This window comes from Wolbachia endosymbiont (group A) of Sicus ferrugineus (assembly GCF_947251515.1).
In the GTDB taxonomy this organism is placed as follows: domain Bacteria; phylum Pseudomonadota; class Alphaproteobacteria; order Rickettsiales; family Anaplasmataceae; genus Wolbachia.
Genome location: NZ_OX366370.1, coordinates 836,235 through 853,943 on the forward strand (window position 1 = coordinate 836,235; position 17,709 = coordinate 853,943).

12 protein-coding genes, 2 tRNA genes and 1 pseudogene are annotated in these 17,709 nt (G+C 36.7%); 6 read left to right on the plus strand and 9 right to left on the minus strand.

Annotated features, from left to right (window positions below; genetic code table 11):
• Positions 1-12: 12 nt before the first annotated feature.
• Both thrS and nuoI read right to left on the minus strand, forming a co-directional pair.
• Complete coding sequence (thrS, locus tag OPR24_RS04290) at positions 13-1,914, minus strand: threonine--tRNA ligase (protein WP_265032781.1); 1,902 nt, start codon at positions 1,912-1,914, stop codon at positions 13-15.
• A gap of 185 nt (positions 1,915-2,099) precedes the next feature.
• Entirely contained in the window at positions 2,100-2,582 is a 483-nt protein-coding gene (gene nuoI / locus OPR24_RS04295) for an NADH-quinone oxidoreductase subunit NuoI (RefSeq protein ID WP_265032782.1), read from the minus strand.
• 213 nt (positions 2,583-2,795) lie between these two features.
• Here nuoI and mnmE point away from each other — a divergent pair, with 213 nt between their 5' ends.
• From mnmE to OPR24_RS04310, 3 genes are all read left to right on the plus strand, one after another.
• On the plus strand, positions 2,796-4,124 hold the full coding sequence (gene mnmE / locus OPR24_RS04300; protein WP_265032783.1) for a tRNA uridine-5-carboxymethylaminomethyl(34) synthesis GTPase MnmE: 1,329 nt from the start codon (positions 2,796-2,798) through the stop codon (positions 4,122-4,124).
• A 47-nt stretch (positions 4,125-4,171) separates the two neighbouring features.
• Positions 4,172-4,259: transfer RNA gene (locus OPR24_RS04305), tRNA-Ser, on the plus strand.
• A gap of 177 nt (positions 4,260-4,436) precedes the next feature.
• Positions 4,437-5,450, plus strand: a complete 1,014-nt coding sequence (locus tag OPR24_RS04310; RefSeq protein WP_265032785.1) for an NAD(P)/FAD-dependent oxidoreductase — start codon at positions 4,437-4,439, stop codon at positions 5,448-5,450.
• 775 nt (positions 5,451-6,225) lie between these two features.
• Here the strand turns inward: OPR24_RS04310 and OPR24_RS04315 are convergent.
• The 3 genes from OPR24_RS04315 to rpmE all read right to left on the minus strand — a co-directional run bounded on the left by OPR24_RS04315 (position 6,226) and on the right by rpmE (position 8,740).
• Positions 6,226-7,602: a hypothetical protein gene (locus tag OPR24_RS04315; protein WP_265034001.1), complete on the minus strand. Its 1,377-nt coding sequence runs from the start codon at positions 7,600-7,602 to the stop codon at positions 6,226-6,228.
• A gap of 92 nt (positions 7,603-7,694) precedes the next feature.
• Positions 7,695-8,489, minus strand: coding sequence for an NAD kinase (locus OPR24_RS04320; protein WP_265032787.1), 795 nt, complete (start codon positions 8,487-8,489; stop codon positions 7,695-7,697).
• Between the two features lie 38 nt (positions 8,490-8,527).
• Positions 8,528-8,740, minus strand: a complete 213-nt coding sequence (gene rpmE / locus OPR24_RS04325) for a 50S ribosomal protein L31 (RefSeq protein ID WP_265032789.1) — start codon at positions 8,738-8,740, stop codon at positions 8,528-8,530.
• Positions 8,741-8,868: 128 nt separating this feature from the next.
• Here rpmE and fabD point away from each other — a divergent pair, with 128 nt between their 5' ends.
• Positions 8,869-9,849: an ACP S-malonyltransferase gene (fabD, locus tag OPR24_RS04330; RefSeq protein ID WP_265032790.1), complete on the plus strand. Its 981-nt coding sequence runs from the start codon at positions 8,869-8,871 to the stop codon at positions 9,847-9,849.
• Positions 9,850-9,880: 31 nt separating this feature from the next.
• On the opposite strand, the gene gpmI is transcribed toward fabD, so the two are convergent.
• The 3 genes and pseudogenes from gpmI to OPR24_RS04345 form a co-directional block, all read right to left on the minus strand.
• Positions 9,881-11,401: a 2,3-bisphosphoglycerate-independent phosphoglycerate mutase gene (gene gpmI / locus OPR24_RS04335; protein ID WP_265032792.1), complete on the minus strand. Its 1,521-nt coding sequence runs from the start codon at positions 11,399-11,401 to the stop codon at positions 9,881-9,883.
• A gap of 33 nt (positions 11,402-11,434) precedes the next feature.
• Positions 11,435-11,506: transfer RNA gene (locus tag OPR24_RS04340), tRNA-Asn, on the minus strand.
• 71 nt (positions 11,507-11,577) lie between these two features.
• A pseudogene (locus OPR24_RS04345) lies at positions 11,578-12,061 on the minus strand (IS5 family transposase); the annotation flags it as partial.
• Positions 12,062-12,135: 74 nt separating this feature from the next.
• Between OPR24_RS04345 and gatA the strand changes: the two are divergent.
• On the plus strand, positions 12,136-13,605 hold the full coding sequence (gene gatA / locus OPR24_RS04350; RefSeq protein ID WP_265032794.1) for an Asp-tRNA(Asn)/Glu-tRNA(Gln) amidotransferase subunit GatA: 1,470 nt from the start codon (positions 12,136-12,138) through the stop codon (positions 13,603-13,605).
• 810 nt (positions 13,606-14,415) lie between these two features.
• Here gatA and alaS read toward each other — a convergent pair.
• Complete coding sequence (gene alaS / locus OPR24_RS04355) at positions 14,416-17,079, minus strand: alanine--tRNA ligase (protein ID WP_265032796.1); 2,664 nt, start codon at positions 17,077-17,079, stop codon at positions 14,416-14,418.
• 174 nt (positions 17,080-17,253) lie between these two features.
• Between alaS and OPR24_RS04360 the strand changes: the two genes are divergently transcribed.
• The gene (locus tag OPR24_RS04360; protein WP_265032797.1) at positions 17,254-17,697 is read left to right on the plus strand and encodes a PAS domain-containing protein; all 444 of its coding nucleotides are present in this window, start codon (positions 17,254-17,256) and stop codon (positions 17,695-17,697) included.
• Positions 17,698-17,709 lie beyond the last annotated feature (12 nt).

Sequence of the window (17,709 nt, forward strand, 5' to 3'; positions counted from 1 at the left end):
ACTTTAACTCCCTTAATTCAAATTAATACTTTTTAACAGCGATTCAGTAGCCTTTTCCAAAGAAAAAGACTCCTGTCTTTCCGATCCTAAATTTCTTACTGACATAGTTTTACTTGTAACTTCATTTTTGCCTACAATCCACAATATAGGAACCTTGTTTGAACTATGCAAACGTATCTTATAACTAATTTTTTCATTGGTCAAATCAGTCTTGACTCTCACACCTTGTTCTTTTAAAATATTGCTAATTTCTGTGGCGTAACCTTCAGCTTCATTTGTAATGGTCAGAATAGCAAGTTGCGTTGGAGCAAGCCAAACTGGAAATTTTCCTGCATAATTTTCTATCAAAATTCCGATAAAACGCTCAAAAGTCCCAAGAATTGCCCTATGTAACATGACAGGGTGATGTTTGTGCCCATCTGCCCCTATATAAAAAGCTCCCAGACGTTCTGGTAAAATGAAATCAACTTGTAATGTTCCACATTGCCAATTTCTGCCTATTGCGTCTTTCAAAACGAACTCTAACTTTGGACCATAAAATGCACCTTCACCAGGGTTAAGTTTATAACTCAAGCCCGCTTCTTTAACGGCTTCAAGCAGCGCTTTTTCAGCTCTATCCCACACTTCATCATTACCTACTCTAATATCTGGACGGTCTGAAAATTTCACAGAAATTTCATTGAATCCAAGCTCTGAATATACTTCTTTTAAAAGGTCACAAAACTTTACAGTTTCAGAATTTACTTGTTCTTCCATACAAAAAATGTGTGCATCGTCTTGCGTAAAACCACGCACTCGCATCAGTCCGTGCAATGAGCCTGAGCTTTCATTTCTATGGCATGTGCCAAACTCTGCCATACGTATTGGTAGATCGCGATAGCTTCTGGTGTGAGAATTAAAAATCTGCACATGACAAGGGCAATTCATAGGTTTTATTGCTAGCTTTTTGCTTTCAGATTCATCAACAATAAACATATTTTCACGAAATTTATCCCAATGTCCCGACTTTTCCCACAGTTCCTTGCTTACTAAAATAGGGGTTTTTACCTCAAAATAGCCATTATTTATTAGCTTCTTTCTGATGTAAGACTCAAGAACATTATATAAAATATATCCTTGTTCATGCCAAAAAACCTGCCCGACAGCTTCCTCTTGGATGTGAAATAAATCCATATCCTTGGCAATTTTGCGGTGATCACGTTTCTCTGCTTCTTTGAGACACTCAAGATAAGCGTTTAATTCATCCTTATTTCTCCATGCTGTGCCATATATTCGCTGCAACATTGGGCCCTTTGCATCACCTCGCCAGTATGCACCCGCTACTTTCATAAGTTTAAACGCTTTAACTCTGCCGGTTGATGGTGAGTGCGGACCACGGCATAGGTCTACAAAATCGCCTTGTCTATAAACAGTTAGGTTTTCACTCTCTGATATAGAGGATATAATTTCAACCTTATATTTTTCGCCTATACCACTAAAGAAATCAACTGCCTGCTTGCGAGTCCAAACCTCTCGAACAAATCTGTGATTACTTTTTACAATCTCTTTCATTTTCTTTTCTATTGCAGCAAGATCATCCGTAGTGAAGGTACGATCTGTAGCAAAATCATAGTAAAAACCGTCCTGAATTGTTGGGCCAATAGTAATCTGAGTATTAGGAAATAGCTCTTTCACTGCCTGCGCCATTATATGAGCAGCATCATGCCTTATTATATCTAAACCCGCTTCTTCACTCAGTTGTATCACCTCTATCTCTGCATCAGATTCAATTTCACGTGAGAGATCATACAACTCACCGTTTACTTTCAATGCAACTGCTTCTTTCAAAGCATCCGGTTGTAATATATCAAAGCCAGTGACTCTACCACTGTATTCTTTTACTTTTTGTTCGGTTGAAAAGGTAACTTTTATCATTCATCAGACCTTTTGTCATCCCAGTGCGTGACACTGGGATCCATGTTTCTTTTTTTTCTAGATTCCAGCGTCACGCGCTGGAATGACACCAAAAGGTGAGCTACTGATCTTTCACTTAAATAACAGTTGTACAAGAGATCTATTACATACTTGCTGTAAGAAATTTTAATTGTTGACATACCTAGTTAATAATACGGTCTATTCTTTTTTAACCTGAGTGCAATTGCGTCTTCCCAAACTTCACCATTACGCAATAACTTTTCTTTATTGTACATTAGCTCCTCTCTTGTTTCAGTAGCAAATTCAAAGTTAGGACCCTCCACAATTGCATCAACTGGACATGCCTCTTGGCAAAGTCCGCAGTATATGCATTTTGTCATATCAATATCATAGCGCGTGGTGCGACGACTACCGTCTTCTCTTTCCTCTGCTTCAATAACTATTGCTTGAGCAGGGCAGACAACTTCGCATAATTTACAAGCTATGCATCGTTCTTCACCGTTTGGATACCTACGCAACGCATGCTCACCACGAAACCTTGGACTTAAAGGGCCCTTCTCCATAGGATACCTCAAAGTAACCTTTGGCTTAAACATATATTTTAATGTAATAACAAACCCTTTAATTAACTCTACAAAAGACCAATACCAAGCTAATTTCTTGAGCATAAAATATTTAAAACCTATGTTGATAATTATAAATCATATTATCAGTTTTCAAAATAAATATTTTCACCTGAGTGACCTTTGCAGTTTTTTATATAATGTATTTATTAATATGATATTACTATAAACTAGCAAGATAGATAAAAATTTTGAATATTTTCAAATTAGGTATTTTGGTTTCTTAAGTGTAATATTGCTAAGTAGTTTATATAAATAATGACAAACACAAATGAAACTATTTTCGCTTTATCGACCGTATTGGGTAAGTCAGGAGTTGCAGTAATCAGAATTTCAGGCAACTACGCGCTTAAAGCTTTAAATCATTTTCATATTAAGAAAGAAATTAAACCAAGATTTGCTACTTTAGTTGATCTATATGATGATTCCAATCAATTGATAGATAATGGAATAATCATCTATTTCCCTGCTCCAAACAGTTTCACTGGCGAGAACGTTATAGAGTTACAAGTGCATGGAAGCAAGGCAGTCATAAAAATCATCTTGGAGGAATTATCAAAAATTTTTGTTATGGCCAGGCCTGGAGAATTCTCACTTAGGGCTTTTCTAAATGGTAAATTTGACTTAACGCAAATAGAAGGGATTGCAGACTTAATTGATGCTGAAACGAAAATGCAAGCTAAACAAGCGATTAAGCAGATATCAGGAGAATTGGAGAGACTATACAGCAATTGGAGGCAAAGATTAATAACGATACAATCCAAAATCGAAGCATATATAGACTTTCCAGAGGACATTTGGGCAGAAAAAAGTGAATTGAAAAAAATTAATAATGAAGTGCAATCTCTCGTGCAGTTGATACAAGAGCATTTAAATGATAATAGACGGGGCGAAAGGTTGCGTGAGGGTTTACATATTGTAATAACTGGTGAACCAAATGTCGGTAAATCAACTCTGTTTAATTTCTTAGCCAAGCGTGATATTGCTATTGTTTCTGAATATGCAGGCACAACAAGAGACGTGCTTGAAGCTCATATTGACATTGGCGGATACCCAATCATTCTCTCTGATACTGCTGGAATTCGTGAGAGTTCAGACCCGATAGAATTAGAAGGCATAAGTCGAGCAAAAAAGAGGTCTTTTGAAGCTGATCTAAGAATAGAACTATTTCCTTTTGAACAACGTTATAATATCAATTGCAACGTTGTAAATAGCGATACTATTTATGTATTGAGCAAAGCTGACGATGCAATTAATGACAGAAATATACTGATTGGCGGTGTAGATTTTCTACCTATTTCTATTTTAAAGGGAATAGGTACAAACAAGTTGATCTCTCTCATAAAAAAGAAGGCAGAGGAAAAATTTGGGCATGATAGAGACACTCCTGTGATTACTCGGCAAAGACATAGGAGTCACATGCAGAAAGCACTGGAACATTTACAACGTTTTAATATCGATAATCCAATTGAGTTGATATCTGAAGATTTGAGGCTTGCTGCATTTGAACTTGGTGCGGTGATTGGAATTATTAATGTTGAGGAAATATTGAGTAGTGTGTTTAGCAACTTTTGCGTGGGCAAGTAAAGCTTTTATAGATTGCTTAAAATCAAATGTTGTGATAGAAAAGAAATGGACGGATGGCCGAGCGGTTTAAGGCACCAGTCTTGAAAACTGACGTACGTGATGAGCGTACCATGGGTTCGAATCCCATTCCGTCCGCACGCTACTTTTAGCATCCCGCTATGTTAGCTGATTTTTAGAGCTTATTTGGACTATGTGGTTCATAACGCTGGAAATCTTATCTAATCTAGCCACATCTTTTAAAAATACATCCCTTTGTAAATTGACCTTATTAGCGAAGAAAGCTAATATCTATGAATAGATTACCATCTGAATATGAAAACCGATATAGTAATAATAGGTGCAGGGCCTATTGGAATATTCACTGCTTTTCAAGCGGGAATGCTTGATATGAGATGTCATATAATAGATGTTTTGGATCAAGCAGGAGGACAATGCACAGCTCTTTACCCAGAAAAGCCAATATATGATATACCTGGTTATCCTGTAATTACTGCCCAAAAATTAATTGAGCAATTAATGGAGCAAGCTTCACCATTTGAGCCTGTTTATTATTTAAGTCAAAAAGTGGAAAAGATTTCGAATAACTGTGATCAAAGCTTTACTATCATAACTAACACAGGTACAGAGGTAAAATGTAAAGCTGTTATTGTTGCTGCAGGTAACGGAATGTTTGAACCTAACCGTCCACCCTTAAGTGGTATATTAGAATATGAAAATCAATATGTATTTTACAGTGTAAATAAAATTTCTGATTTTCAGGACAAAACTATAGTCATTGCAGGGGGGGGTGATTCTGCAGCTGATTGGACTGTAGAACTTTCTAAAGTTGCAAAGAAAATTTATGTGATACATAGAAGAAAGGAATTTCGCTGCACTCCTGAAACTAGAAATAAATTAGAATCACTTGAAAATGATGGAAAGATAGAACTGGTAGTGCCATATCAATTACACGAACTAGCAGGAGTTAATGGGCAGTTGAGCGCAGTGATAGTAAAAAACATTGCCTCTAAGGAAGAAAAAGAAATATCCGCTGATTTTTTGCTGCCATTTTTTGGATTATCAATGAATCTTGGTCCAATAAACAGTTGGTGTATAGAGTTAGAACATGGCCGCATAATTGTCGACCCAGCTACACTTAGAACCAGTAGAGATAGAATATATGCAATCGGAGATATAGCTACTTATCCAGGCAAACTCAAGTTGATACTAAGTGGTTTTGCCGAGAGTGCCATGGCTTGTTATGACATATACAAAGTAATCCACAACTCTCCAGTCAATTTTCAATACTCGACTTCAAAGGGAATTCACGGGAAAGAAAGTGAGTGAATCTGGAATAACCCGGGGCATCTGTTTTCGAAGGCAGTTGCCTAAAACACAAAGATGTTACCCAAGTAGAAACGAAAAAACTTGCTTGACAAACTCCGCCAGGCCCCTTATTATGATAATAAGCGTATTTATGACTCAAAACTTGTTTTTGACCTGCAGGCTCAATGACAAAATTCAGTAAAAAACTTAGGGTATTTTTTGGCGGATTACATAAAATTATAGCGGCTGCATGTCTTTTAAATTTTTTCTGCATTCAGCCAAAACGCGCTTAAACTAAGCGTCAGCACATTATTACAGCGCCAATTAAAGTATTAGAGAGTCAAAACTCGCACCACGGGAGTTCTTTGCCTTTTTTTTCGTTTGGTAAATTTCTTAATGTTTGTAGCTAAAGCAATTTAAGAGACCGAAAATGGTGTCATTCCAGCGCGTGACGCTGGAATCTAGTCTTTATTATGCAGCCACTTATTTAAAGTTAAGTTTTCTGGATCCAAGTAGTCTGGGCACTGGGATGACAGGGGAAGGTACTACCCTGAAAACCGTCATCCCGCTACGTGTTAGCGGGATCTAGAGATACCGTAACGGTATGACGGTTCACGGTGGCATGACGATAACCTCGTCATCCCGCTGCTTGTTAGCGGATGAGATACCGTGACGGTATGACGTAGGACTGCTGTCATTCTAGTGTCAGCTACTTTCATGACATCATTATAAAGTGTCACGCGCTGGGATGACGAAGAAAGAGCATAAGGCATTGTGTTTTACGTTGTGCATTTTATTAACCGACACTATAAACAACATCCTTACAATTATGAGATTGGACTACAACTTGCTCAAGCGTTAAGCTGCTGCGTTTAGCATCTTTACTGTGGTTTTCTCCAAGAACCTCTGTTCTTTCTTGTTTTATTTCTTCAATGAATTTCTTGTTAACGCTTTCAGTGTTAATCTTTTCCTGAGAATATATAAGGTTAGTGCAATTTGTTTTTCTATAATAATGCACGCCAAGACATATAATTGATAATGCAAGTATACCAGAACCTATAAGTAATGATAACCCTATGTTATTAATCAAAGGGTTTTGGTAAAATTTTTGTATATTATTAACACCGCCTTCCGCATACAGCAATAAAGGAAGTGCTATATTTGCAGCAACTACACCGGTCAGTAATGCAGTAAATAGTGGCCTATTGTTAATTACTGATTCTATTTTATTAGTTCTACCAACTACTTTTTCGTCAATGTTAATGAAGTTGTTTTTAGCTTCCCAAGCATTAAGTACAAAATTTGAATGAGTGCCATTGCTATATTCCAGTCTTACAGATTTTATAGCTTTATTTTTTGGCTGATGCTCCAACACATCAGCTAAAATTTCATTCGCATCTTCTTTTTGAATGTGATGTTCTTCAGTATTTCTAAACTGTTTTATTGCAAAAAATATTGGACTAATTGCAAGCAACGCAGCAAGTGCGATAACTGGTATAGTGATATATTTTGGGCTGTTTGTAAAAAATGCAATAAATTTTGCTTTATCTTGTAAATATACTAAAGCTGCAGATGTGCTGAGTATAATAGCACTTGCACCAAAAATTACAAAACCCTTCTGCTGCATGGCATACTTTGCTCTTGGCCAGATTCTGTTTACTTTCTTTTGTGAATTGATTAAGGAAGTTTTTGAATTCATTTCACCTGTACTATATTGTGTACTGAACTCTTCTTTTAGGTTTTCGAGAGTTTTATCAGAATCCCAAGGGTTACTAAATTCCGTTTCTTGTGAAACTGATCTTTTCATTCCATAGCTTATTCCACTGTCTAAACTCTCTTTGGAAGCTTCGTTACTGAAACCTATATCTGTATAAGGAGTCCTTTCTGATTCACCGTGGACTGATCCTTCTGAAGGAGGTAAATTCAACTCTGCATAAGGAGATTCTTCTAATTCATTACCAGGTGATTTTTCTAAACCTAGCATTTGCGGCATATCAAGTTGTAAAGCTCGATTTTTTGGCGGTACAGGAAGTGGTGTTTCGTCTGTTTTTTGTTCTGTGTTTCGAGGTGCTGGTGTCGGTGGGATTTCTGGTGTTATCCCGCCATTTTCATCTATTGGTGTATGAGAAGTTAATGTGACTTTACCCTTATCTGTGTTTGCTGATCCTAGCATATTCACTCCAAAATTAATTACTATGTTGCGTTAATTACGCTATAGTTATTAAGATATAGTAAATACCAGTTTATGGATAACTCTAGAAAAGCTTAATATAGGAATTGTCTATCAAAGATCCTTTCATTGAGTGAGTCATCTTTGTCAAAAAGCAGAGTGATTGTGTTCTCATGGTCTTTTTGTATTTTTATCTGTGATATATTATGAAACTCTTTGTAATCTGATACTACAAGCGCTGGACGATTTTTTGTGTCGTTAATGTCAATTTGTACTACCCTATCATTTGAAATTAACGCTCCATTCCAATGCCTTGGGTAGTAGCTATTGATAGAGGTCAGTGCAAATAAATTTGAATTAAGTGGTAAGATCGGCCCACCAGCAGAGAAGTTATATGCAGTGCTGCCTGTAGGGGTGGACAATATTATTCCATCTCCTCTGAATTTTTCTACTTTTAGTTTATCATTAATAGTAATATTCATCTCTACTATTTGGTTTGCTTTCCTAAAAACATATACTTCGTTTACCGCTATATAGTGGTATTTCTTGCCACTTGTGTCTGTTGCTTCCATTTTTAGTAAAGTTAACTGAGTTGAAGTTGCGTGCTCTATATGATCAATTAAATCTTCACTGCGGCTAAAGCATTTATTCATCAAAAACCCAACATTGCCAGTGTTTACTCCGTATACGTGTGTGTTTTTGTTTTCTATAACGTAATTATGCAAGGTGCGTAGCATAAAGCCATCACCGCCAACAACTATCAATAGATCGATTTCGGACTTATTTTCTTCTGTTATATTGATAAAATTAAGTTTCTTTAATAGTTTAGATACTTCCTGCGATTTTGGTGATTGAGAAGCAACATAGCCTATATTTTTGTATTTATGCATGCTTCAGTAAACTCTCTAAAACTTAAAGAGGAGGAAAATTAGAAAATGCTTCCATATTTATCGTTAAACTTAGCTAATTTGCTAGTTTTACTTGCTGACCCGCTTGTCAAACTTCCAGTCCATGCAGGGTGAGTGAGAGGATCCCTATCAAGTTTTATCTTATCACCTTCCTTTCCATAAGTGGAACGAGTTTCAAACTCTTGACCATCTGTCATGACTATAGTAACCTTATGATAATCAATTTCTGCCATTGTTGCTTATAAACTTTTAGTCAGTTAATATTCTAGTGAACTTAATTCACTAAGTCAATCATTATTCTAAAATATTGACAAAAAATAAATAAAGTAGTATATTTAATAAGGAATAAATAATAACTATCATGATTTTTGCTTTCCCTGGTCAGGGCTCTCAGTTTGTAGGAATGGGAAAGAGCTTATATAGTGAGTTTTCCGTTGCAAGACAAGTATTTAATGAAGTGGATAGCATATTGGGTAGAAAGCTGTCTCATTTAATCTTCAATGGTCCTATTGAAGAATTAACCATTACAGAAAACGCTCAGCCAGCTATAATGGCAGTGTCAATCGCGACACTACGCGTTATCGAGCATGTGTTTGGTGAATCTCTTTTTTCTAATTATGAAATTAAATATGTTTGTGGACATTCAGTCGGTGAATATACAGCGCTATGTGCTGCAGGGGCATTGACTCTTGAGTCTGCAATCAAGCTGCTGAAAGTTCGCAGCGAAGCAATGCATGAAGCTTCTTTGAAATGTGAAGGGGGAATGGTTGCATTGCTTGGAGCGGAGCTAAACGAAGTGGAAGATGTTTTAAAATCAGTCCAGATTGATAGAGTTTGTGAAATTGCAAATGATAACGGTGGTGGGCAAATAGTTATAAGTGGTACTAGAGAGGGTCTTGAAATATTACCCGATTTGCTCAAGAACTTGAACATCAAGAGATTAGTTAAGTTACAGGTTAGTGGACCTTTTCACTCATCTCTTATGAAACCTGCTGATGAAAAAGTTTTGGAATTTTTGGAGGGTATTAAAATAACCCGTCCTATAGTTCCTTTGATATCAAATGTTACAGCTAAAGAGGAGAGTGATCCCAAAGTTATAAAAGCTTTACTTGCTAAACAAGTCATAAGCAGAGTGAAATGGAGAGAAATGGTTTTGTATATGGCAAGCCGTGGCATTAACAAATTTGTTGAAATTGGACCTAATAAAGTTTTATCCAATCTAGTTAAAAGAATTGACCAATCTATCAGTACAAAAAGTATAGGTAATATTGGTGATATAGACAGCTTCTTTAATGAATCATTAGTACTAACAGCGAAAAATTTAAAAGTTGGGTTAAGTTAAAACACATCTATTTGCCAGCGCATGACGCTGCCTAGCTGGAATGACAGAGGGTAATGCAAGAAATCAACGAACTACCTGTCATTTCGTTTGGTTTCTTAATTCCGAGTAGCTGTAAAATAGTGGGAGCGATATCAGATAATCTTCCGTCTCTTAGTTTTAGATTATCGCAAGACACAATAAATGGCACTTTATTTAGAGTGTGTGCTGTATGAGGTGTATTATTTTCTTCATCGAACATACATTCCACATTACCATGGTCTGCAGTAACAATTAATGCGGTGTTGCTTGACTTTTTAACAGCACTCAGCACTCTTGCAAGACAATCATCTACAGCTAGCACAGCTTTCTCGGCTGCTTTTATATTACCTGTATGTCCCACCATATCAGGGTTAGCGTAATTTACAACTATCAGTGCAAATTCTTGGGAGTGAATTTTTTCTACAAGCTTTTCTGTGAGCTCAAAGGCTGACATTTCTGGCTGCAAATCGTAAGTTTGAACTTTCGGTGAGGGAATGAGTATTCTTTCTTCACCAGAGAAAGGTTCTTCTTTTCCACAATTGAAAAAGAAAGTCACATGGGCATATTTTTCGGTTTCGGCGATGCGTAATTGTTGCAATTTATTGTCTGCTATTACCTGTCCTAAAGTGTTAGCAAAAGATATAGGAGGAAAAATATAAGGAATTTTAAGATCTTCTTTATACTTCATCATACTTAGAATTGAAGAGAATTTTGCTATTTCAGTATAGTTTGTTTTACCTAGCAAAATACTTGCTAATTGTATCATTCGATCAGCACGAAAGTTAGCCAATAGCACTCCATCTTCTGGTTTTATACCTTGATAATCACCTATTACTGCGGGCCTGACAAACTCATCAGTTATGTTATTTTGATAATTTTCATCAATCAACGATACTGCATTATCATGACGAGGTGCCTTTGCAAATGCGATAGCCCCATAAGCTTCAATTGTTCTCTCCCACCTGTTATCACGGTCCATAGCATAGTAACGCCCAGAAACAGTAGCAATTCTTATATCATTTCCCTTTATACTCTTTATAAATTCTTGAATGCATTTTTTTCCTGAATTTGGTAATGTGTCTCTGCCATCTAAAAATGCATGTATCACCACTTTGATTCCGCGCTGTGATATTTTATTTGCTAAAATCGAAATATGCTTTTGATGCGAATGAACACCGCCATATGACACTAATCCCACCAGATGGCATACTCCGTTCTTACTTTTTAGATTACTAATAAAGCTTTGTAGATTTGCATTGTTTTCTATTGTTCCAATTTCTTGATTAATGCGCTTAAGGCTTTGCATTACTACTCTACCACTGCCAATATTCATATGGCCAACTTCTGAATTACCTATTTGACCACCAGGTAACCCAACATCAGTTCCACAGGCGGACAAACTGCATTTTGGATAATTAGAGTTAATATATTGCCAGCAAGGTGGACTTGCATTGCTAATAGCATTGTATTTACTGCTTTCTATTCCATTTCCCCAACCATCTAGTATACATAAGACAACTGATTTAATGCCCATATAAGATCAACACTAGAATTTCACAGAGAAGAGCTCCCCGGGCCGGATTCGAACCAGCGACCAATTGGTTAACAGCCAACTGCTCTACCACTGAGCTACCGAGGAATAAACCGTCTTTAATTTATCACGTTGAACGTTGATTGTAAACGTTTTTTGTATACTTTGTAAGAGCCTGTTCATAATCTTTTCAGAAGCAAAGCAGTGAAAGCCAGAACGACCATTTGTAGGCTAGTATTGAGTTTTCGCTCACAATTTTTCCACAATCTTCTACATTTTTCTAACCAAGCAAAAGATTTCTCAACAACCCATCTTTTTGGCAATACAGCAAAGGAATGCAATTCACTTCGCTTTATTACTTCAACAGTTGCACCAATAATATCTTTTATTTGAGTTGCAAAATTCTCTCCTGTATAGCCCGCATCAACCAGTATATTTTTAACTCCAGAAAGGTTTTCTTTTGCATTGTTGACCATTCTCACAGCACTGCTGCAGTCAGTTGTTCCTGCAGTTGTTACATAAATTGCATGTGGTAAACCTTGAGTATCAACTGCGATATGGCCCTGAGATTTTTTTACCAGCGTCATAGCCTTTTTCTTCAGCAGTATCTGCGTTCTTTACACTCTGAGCATCAATTATGTACAGGTTCTTAGCTATATTTCTAGCTGTAACTATAAATGTATGGATTTTTTATCGTGCCATGTTATAATTAACGTCTTGCTAAAAATTAAATATTGATGAATGAACTAAAAAAGTTAAGTATTACACAAATGCATGACGGGCTCAAAAAAAGGAGTTTTTCCGCTGTTGAACTCGTGGAGGCGCACATCAGTGCGGTTGAAAATGAGAAATTAAATGCATTTATAACAAAAACCCCAGAGATAGCAATGAAAGCTGCTAAAGCTGCAGATGAACATTTCTCTAGGCAAAAGGATGATTTAATCTCGCCGCTCATGGGTATACCAGTTGGCATCAAAGATCTATTCTGTACAAAAGGAATAAAAACAACAGCATGCTCAAAAATGCTGGAAAATTTCGTTCCGACTTACGAATCTACGGTGTCTGACTTGCTTTTAAAAAGTGGAGCAGCCATACTCGGTAAGCTTAATATGGATGAATTTGCTATGGGTTCTGCGAACACAAACAGCTATTTTGGCCCTGTTGAAAATGTGTGGATTAGAAAAAGTGATGGGGAAAAAGTTGTTCCTGGTGGATCATCTGGTGGATCTGCAGCATCGGTTGCTGGATTTTTATGCGCTGGAGCGTTAGGAAGCGACACCGGTGGATCTGTACGCCAACCAGCAGCTTATTGTGGAGTAGTTGGAATAAAGCCAACTTATGGAAGATGCTCGCGTTTTGGTATGATTGCATTTGCGAGTTCTCTGGACCAAGCAGGAGTCATTACTCGTTCTGTCTCTGATTCAGCATTAATGCTGGAAGTAATTTGTGGCTATGATAAAAAAGATTCAATATCGAGCGAAAAGTCAGTACCTGAATTTTCTAGCTTTATAAATGGTGATGTCAAGGGTAAGTGTATTGGTATACCAAAAGAATATAGGATGGATGGAATTTCAGAGGAAATAGTTCATAATTGGGAAAGAGTTGCTTCCTATTTAAAAGAAAATGGCGCTGAAGTTGTTGACATTACTCTGCCACATACTAAATATGCAATACCGGTCTATTATTTAATCTGTTCTGCTGAAACTTCATCCAATCTTGCTCGTTACGATGGCGTGCGTTATGGATTAAGGGTTGATGCTGATACCCTTGAAGAAATGTATTCACTAACAAGAGCAGAAGGTTTTGGTAAAGAGGTGAAAAGAAGAATTTTAATTGGCGCTTATGCGCTTTCTTCAGGTCATTATAATGAATATTACGAAAAAGCGCAGTGCATTAGAGCATTAATCAGAAATGATTTTATAAAAGCATTTGAAAAAATAGATTACATACTTGTGCCATCTGCTCCAACAGAAGCTTTTGGCTTAAATGAAAAGCCAGATCCGCTAATTATGTGCATCAATGATGTGTTTACCGTGCCAGCAAGTCTTGCAGGATTGCCTGCTATTTCTGTTCCTGTTGGGCTTTCCAATGAGGGTTTACCACTTGCCTTACAAGTGATTGGAAATTATTATGACGAAGCTGGAATATTAAATGTGGCAAGTGTGATAGAGCAAAATTGCGGCAGAATAATTAGACCTCTTGCATAATCTATTTTCTGATAGTAATTTTTGCATTAAAATTTGCTTATGCTCATCAACGTACTCTATGGTTCCATTTTTAGATGAATAGCAAAAACAGGGCATATTAATCTGTTTACAAAATTTTCGTGTAACAGTTCACACTTAATTAAACAGACTAAATTCTGTAATTTTGGATGTTGAAAAATTTACCTTACGTTGTCATTCCAGCGCATAACGCTGAAATCTGGATTTATAGAAACGGATTAAACGAAAAAACTTGCTTGACATCCTTCGCCAGCCCCCTTATTATGACAATAAGGGTATTTATGACTCAAAACTTGTTTTTGACCTGCAGGTTCAATGACAAAATTCAGTAAAAAACTTAGGGTATTTTTTGGCGGATTACATAAAATTATAGCGGCTACATGTCTTTTTTATTTTTTCTACATTCAGCTAAATCGCGCTTATTTTAAGCGTTAGCACATTATTACAGCGCCAGTTTAAATTATTATAGGGTCAAAACTCGCACCACGGGGCTTCTTTTGCCTTTTTTTTCACTCGGTAAATTTCTTAATGTTTGTAGCTAAAGCAATTTAAGAGACCGAAAATGGTGTCATTCCAGCGCGTGACGCTGGAATCTAGTCTTTATTATGCAGCCACTTATTTAAAGTTAAGTTTTCTGGATCCAAGTAGTCTGGGCACTGGGATAACACCCTCTTGGATGGAAACCAGTGTCAGCTACTTTCATGACACCATGACAACCGTCATTCCGCTGCTTGTTAGCGGATGAGATACCGCGGCAGTATGACGGTCTGCGGCGGTATGACGTAGAGTGTATTAGTCCTTAGAAGCGGTTATTTTGCTATAAATGGCTGTAATAGCATCATCTATTTTATTGCTATCACAGCCTGTTTGTGCAAGTTCAGCATTCCCACCACAGTTCTTTTCAGCTGCTATTGATATTAGTTCTTTTGCGCTAATCTTATTGATTAAGTCTTTACTTACTTTAATAATCAAGACTGTTTTATCTTTTTCTGTTGCCGTGAAAGCTATTACCGTTTTTGGTTTTTGTTGCTGCAAAACAAACTCTCTTATTACATTTGCTGGAATATCAGTGAAAGTGTGGCTTATAAAATTTATTCCATTTATTTCAGTGCTTTTTATATTCTCTGCACTCACAAGCTTTTTATATAGGTTTCTTATTTTGGTTTCGGATTTTTTGTGTTCTTGACTTAAAACACTTAATCTGCTTGTTATTTCACTTACTGGCACTTTTACGAATTCTGCAACTTTTTTTAAGTTAATTTCATTATCACGTACATAATTGATTGCTTCCTGACCAGTTAAAGCTTCAATTCTCCTCACTCCAAAAGCAACAGAACTTTCTGTTACTATCTTAAATAAACCGATTTCTCCAGTATGTTCAACGTGCGTGCCACCACATAGCTCTTTCGAATCTCCAATATTTACAACTCTAACCTGATCACCATATTTTTCACCAAACAACGCCATGGCTCCTTCATCTATTGCCTGATTCATGCTTTGAATTTTTGTAGATGCAGAAAGATTTTCTCTGATTAGAGAGTTTACCATATCCTCTACCCAGAATAACTGATCTTGAGTCACTTGAGTGTTATGGCTGAAGTCGAATCTCAGTCTATCTGGTGCAACTAGGGAACCTTTTTGAGTGACATGATCACCCAAGATTTTCCTCAATGCAAAGTGCAGAAGATGCGTAGCCGAATGATTTCTTCTTAAGGTTTGCCTTCTTTCCTTGTCGATGTTTGCTGTAACTACATCACCTTTACAAATTGAGCCGAATTTAACTATGCATCTGTGCAAACATAGGTCATTAATCTTATTGGTATTTTCCACTATAACCATACTTCCAGCAATGCGATCTGTCGTCATTCCAGCGCGTGACCACGTGTTTTCTTCTTTCTGGATCCCAGTGTCCGCTACTTGGATGACAGAAGGGACAATGAAACTTCCAGTATCCCCCACCTGTCCACCTGACTCGCCATAAAAAGGTGTTTTATCAAGTATAATGGTTATCTTTTCTCCCTCCTTTGCAGAATCAATTACTTCATTTTTAGAGGAAACTATAGCTAGTATTTTCGCATCACTTACTTCATTGAACTCATAACCAACAAATTTTGTTTTGCCAAATTTATTGATAAAATCAAACCATACTTGCTCAACAGATTTTTCACCAGATCCAGCCCATTTAGCACGTGCTCTCTCTTTTTGTTCTCCCATTGCATCATCAAAACCCTTCTGGTCAAAATTTATTTTTTTCTCTTTTAAAACATCAAGTGTAATATCCAAAGGAAACCCATAGGTGTCATATAGCTTAAATGCTGATTCTCCAGGTAAAGTATCGCCCGATTTTAAATCTGTAGTGAATTTCTCCAGAAGATTGATACCTTTCATCAAAGTGTCTTTAAAGTTTTCTTCCTCTGATTTTAACGTCGTTTCTATTAAGCTTTTGGCTCTGACTAATTCAGGATAAACATCTCCCATATAAGCCGAACTCGTGCTATCTATCAGCGCAAGAAAAATGCGATGGAGTAGAGAATCATTATATCCAAGCAGGTGGATATAACGCGCGGCTCTCCTAATTAATCTGCGTAATACGTAATTCCTGCCCTCATTTCCAGGAAGCACTCCTTCTGCGATGAGAAATGCAGCCGCGCGAAGATGATCTGCTACGATCTTATGCGCTATTTTATTTTCCGTTCTTCCACAGTACTCTTGAGATTTATTGATCAGAGCAGAAAATAGATCAATATCATAGTTATCATGGACATTTTGCATTACAGTAGCTATTCTCTCAAGACCCATTCCAGTATCGATGCATTTTTTTGGCAATTTGTGTAAATTACCTTCTTCATCTTTGTTAAACTCCATGAATACTAGATTCCAGATTTCAACAATTCTATCGTCGTCTTGTAAATTAGGACTCCCATGGTCATAAAAAATTTCAGAACATGGACCGCATGGACCAGTGCTTCCCATACTCCAAAAGTTATCATCCGTTGTAATTCTTATGATTTTATCACTTGAAAAGCCACTTATCTTACGCCAAATCTCGTACGCCTCATCATCAGTATGGTAGACGGTTATGGATAGTCTGTTTTTATCAAGAGATAACTCCTTAGTGATAAATTTCCACGCAAATTCTATCGCAGTTTCCTTAAAGTAATCACCGAAGCTAAAATTTCCGAGCATTTCAAAAAATGTGTGATGCCGAGTTGTATAGCCAACATTTTCAAGATCGTTGTGTTTACCGCCTGCTCTTAGGCACTTTTGACTTGAGACAGCACGTTTCATTTCAGTTTTTTGAGCACCAGTAAAAATATTTTTAAACTGCACCATACCAGCATTTGTAAACATGAGCGTTGGGTCATGTTCTGGAATCAAAGGAGAAGAAGAAACCTGCTCGTGGTCATTACTTAAAAAAAATTTTATAAATCTTTCTCTGATTTCACTTAACTTCATTATTTTTATTGAGATTATTCATGAATAATAAGCTGCAATGGAAATAAAATCAATTACAATACCACCACTCTCTAGATCTCAGAACTTCTAGTGATATGCACCTTGTGGTAAGGAAAAATCAATATATTCACGATAAATTCACCTCATATCTGTGTTTTATATGTGGAAATTGGAATGGAAATTTATGTAGGCAAAGAAAAAAGAATAGCAAATGTGGTAACTCAACACTGGAGTGACATAAAAGGACCAGACAGAGATTGGCCAGAAAGGCACGAAATAGACACTGCAGAAATAATGGAGTCATGGCAGCATTGTTTTATCATTGAAGTCAAGGATCAAGGTTATATTTGTGAAAATGCAGGAGAAAAGGCTGTTGAATTCTATGGTTTTGAGAAAAAGGCGCGCATTGATAATAAGTATGCAATTGATGCACCATTTTTGCGACTATATAAAATAGATGCAGTTATTGATAAACTTGATGCTGTAATAGAGAGTAAATGCCCAATCAATGAAGAGGAAGAAAGTGAAAGTGTTAAAATGAGGCAAGTATTGTTGCCACTTGGGAATAAAGAAGGTATAACACACATATTGGGCGTAATTACTTTTAAACTCCTTTAATATACAATTTTA

Excerpts from the sequence above, each read along its gene's own strand:
- thrS (WP_265032781.1), bottom strand. The coding sequence starts at position 1,914 with ATGATAAAAGTTACCTTTTCAACCGAACAAAAAGTAAAAGAATACAGT.
- nuoI (WP_265032782.1), bottom strand. The coding sequence starts at position 2,582 with ATGCTCAAGAAATTAGCTTGGTATTGGTCTTTTGTAGAGTTAATTAAA.
- mnmE (WP_265032783.1), top strand. The coding sequence starts at position 2,796 with ATGACAAACACAAATGAAACTATTTTCGCTTTATCGACCGTATTGGGT.
- OPR24_RS04310 (WP_265032785.1), top strand. The coding sequence starts at position 4,437 with ATGAAAACCGATATAGTAATAATAGGTGCAGGGCCTATTGGAATATTC.
- OPR24_RS04315 (WP_265034001.1), bottom strand. The coding sequence starts at position 7,602 with ATGCTAGGATCAGCAAACACAGATAAGGGTAAAGTCACATTAACTTCT.
- OPR24_RS04320 (WP_265032787.1), bottom strand. The coding sequence starts at position 8,489 with ATGCATAAATACAAAAATATAGGCTATGTTGCTTCTCAATCACCAAAA.
- rpmE (WP_265032789.1), bottom strand. The coding sequence starts at position 8,740 with ATGGCAGAAATTGATTATCATAAGGTTACTATAGTCATGACAGATGGT.
- fabD (WP_265032790.1), top strand. The coding sequence starts at position 8,869 with ATGATTTTTGCTTTCCCTGGTCAGGGCTCTCAGTTTGTAGGAATGGGA.
- gpmI (WP_265032792.1), bottom strand. The coding sequence starts at position 11,401 with ATGGGCATTAAATCAGTTGTCTTATGTATACTAGATGGTTGGGGAAAT.
- gatA (WP_265032794.1), top strand. The coding sequence starts at position 12,136 with ATGAATGAACTAAAAAAGTTAAGTATTACACAAATGCATGACGGGCTC.
- alaS (WP_265032796.1), bottom strand. The coding sequence starts at position 17,079 with ATGAAGTTAAGTGAAATCAGAGAAAGATTTATAAAATTTTTTTTAAGT.
- OPR24_RS04360 (WP_265032797.1), top strand. The coding sequence starts at position 17,254 with ATGGAAATTTATGTAGGCAAAGAAAAAAGAATAGCAAATGTGGTAACT.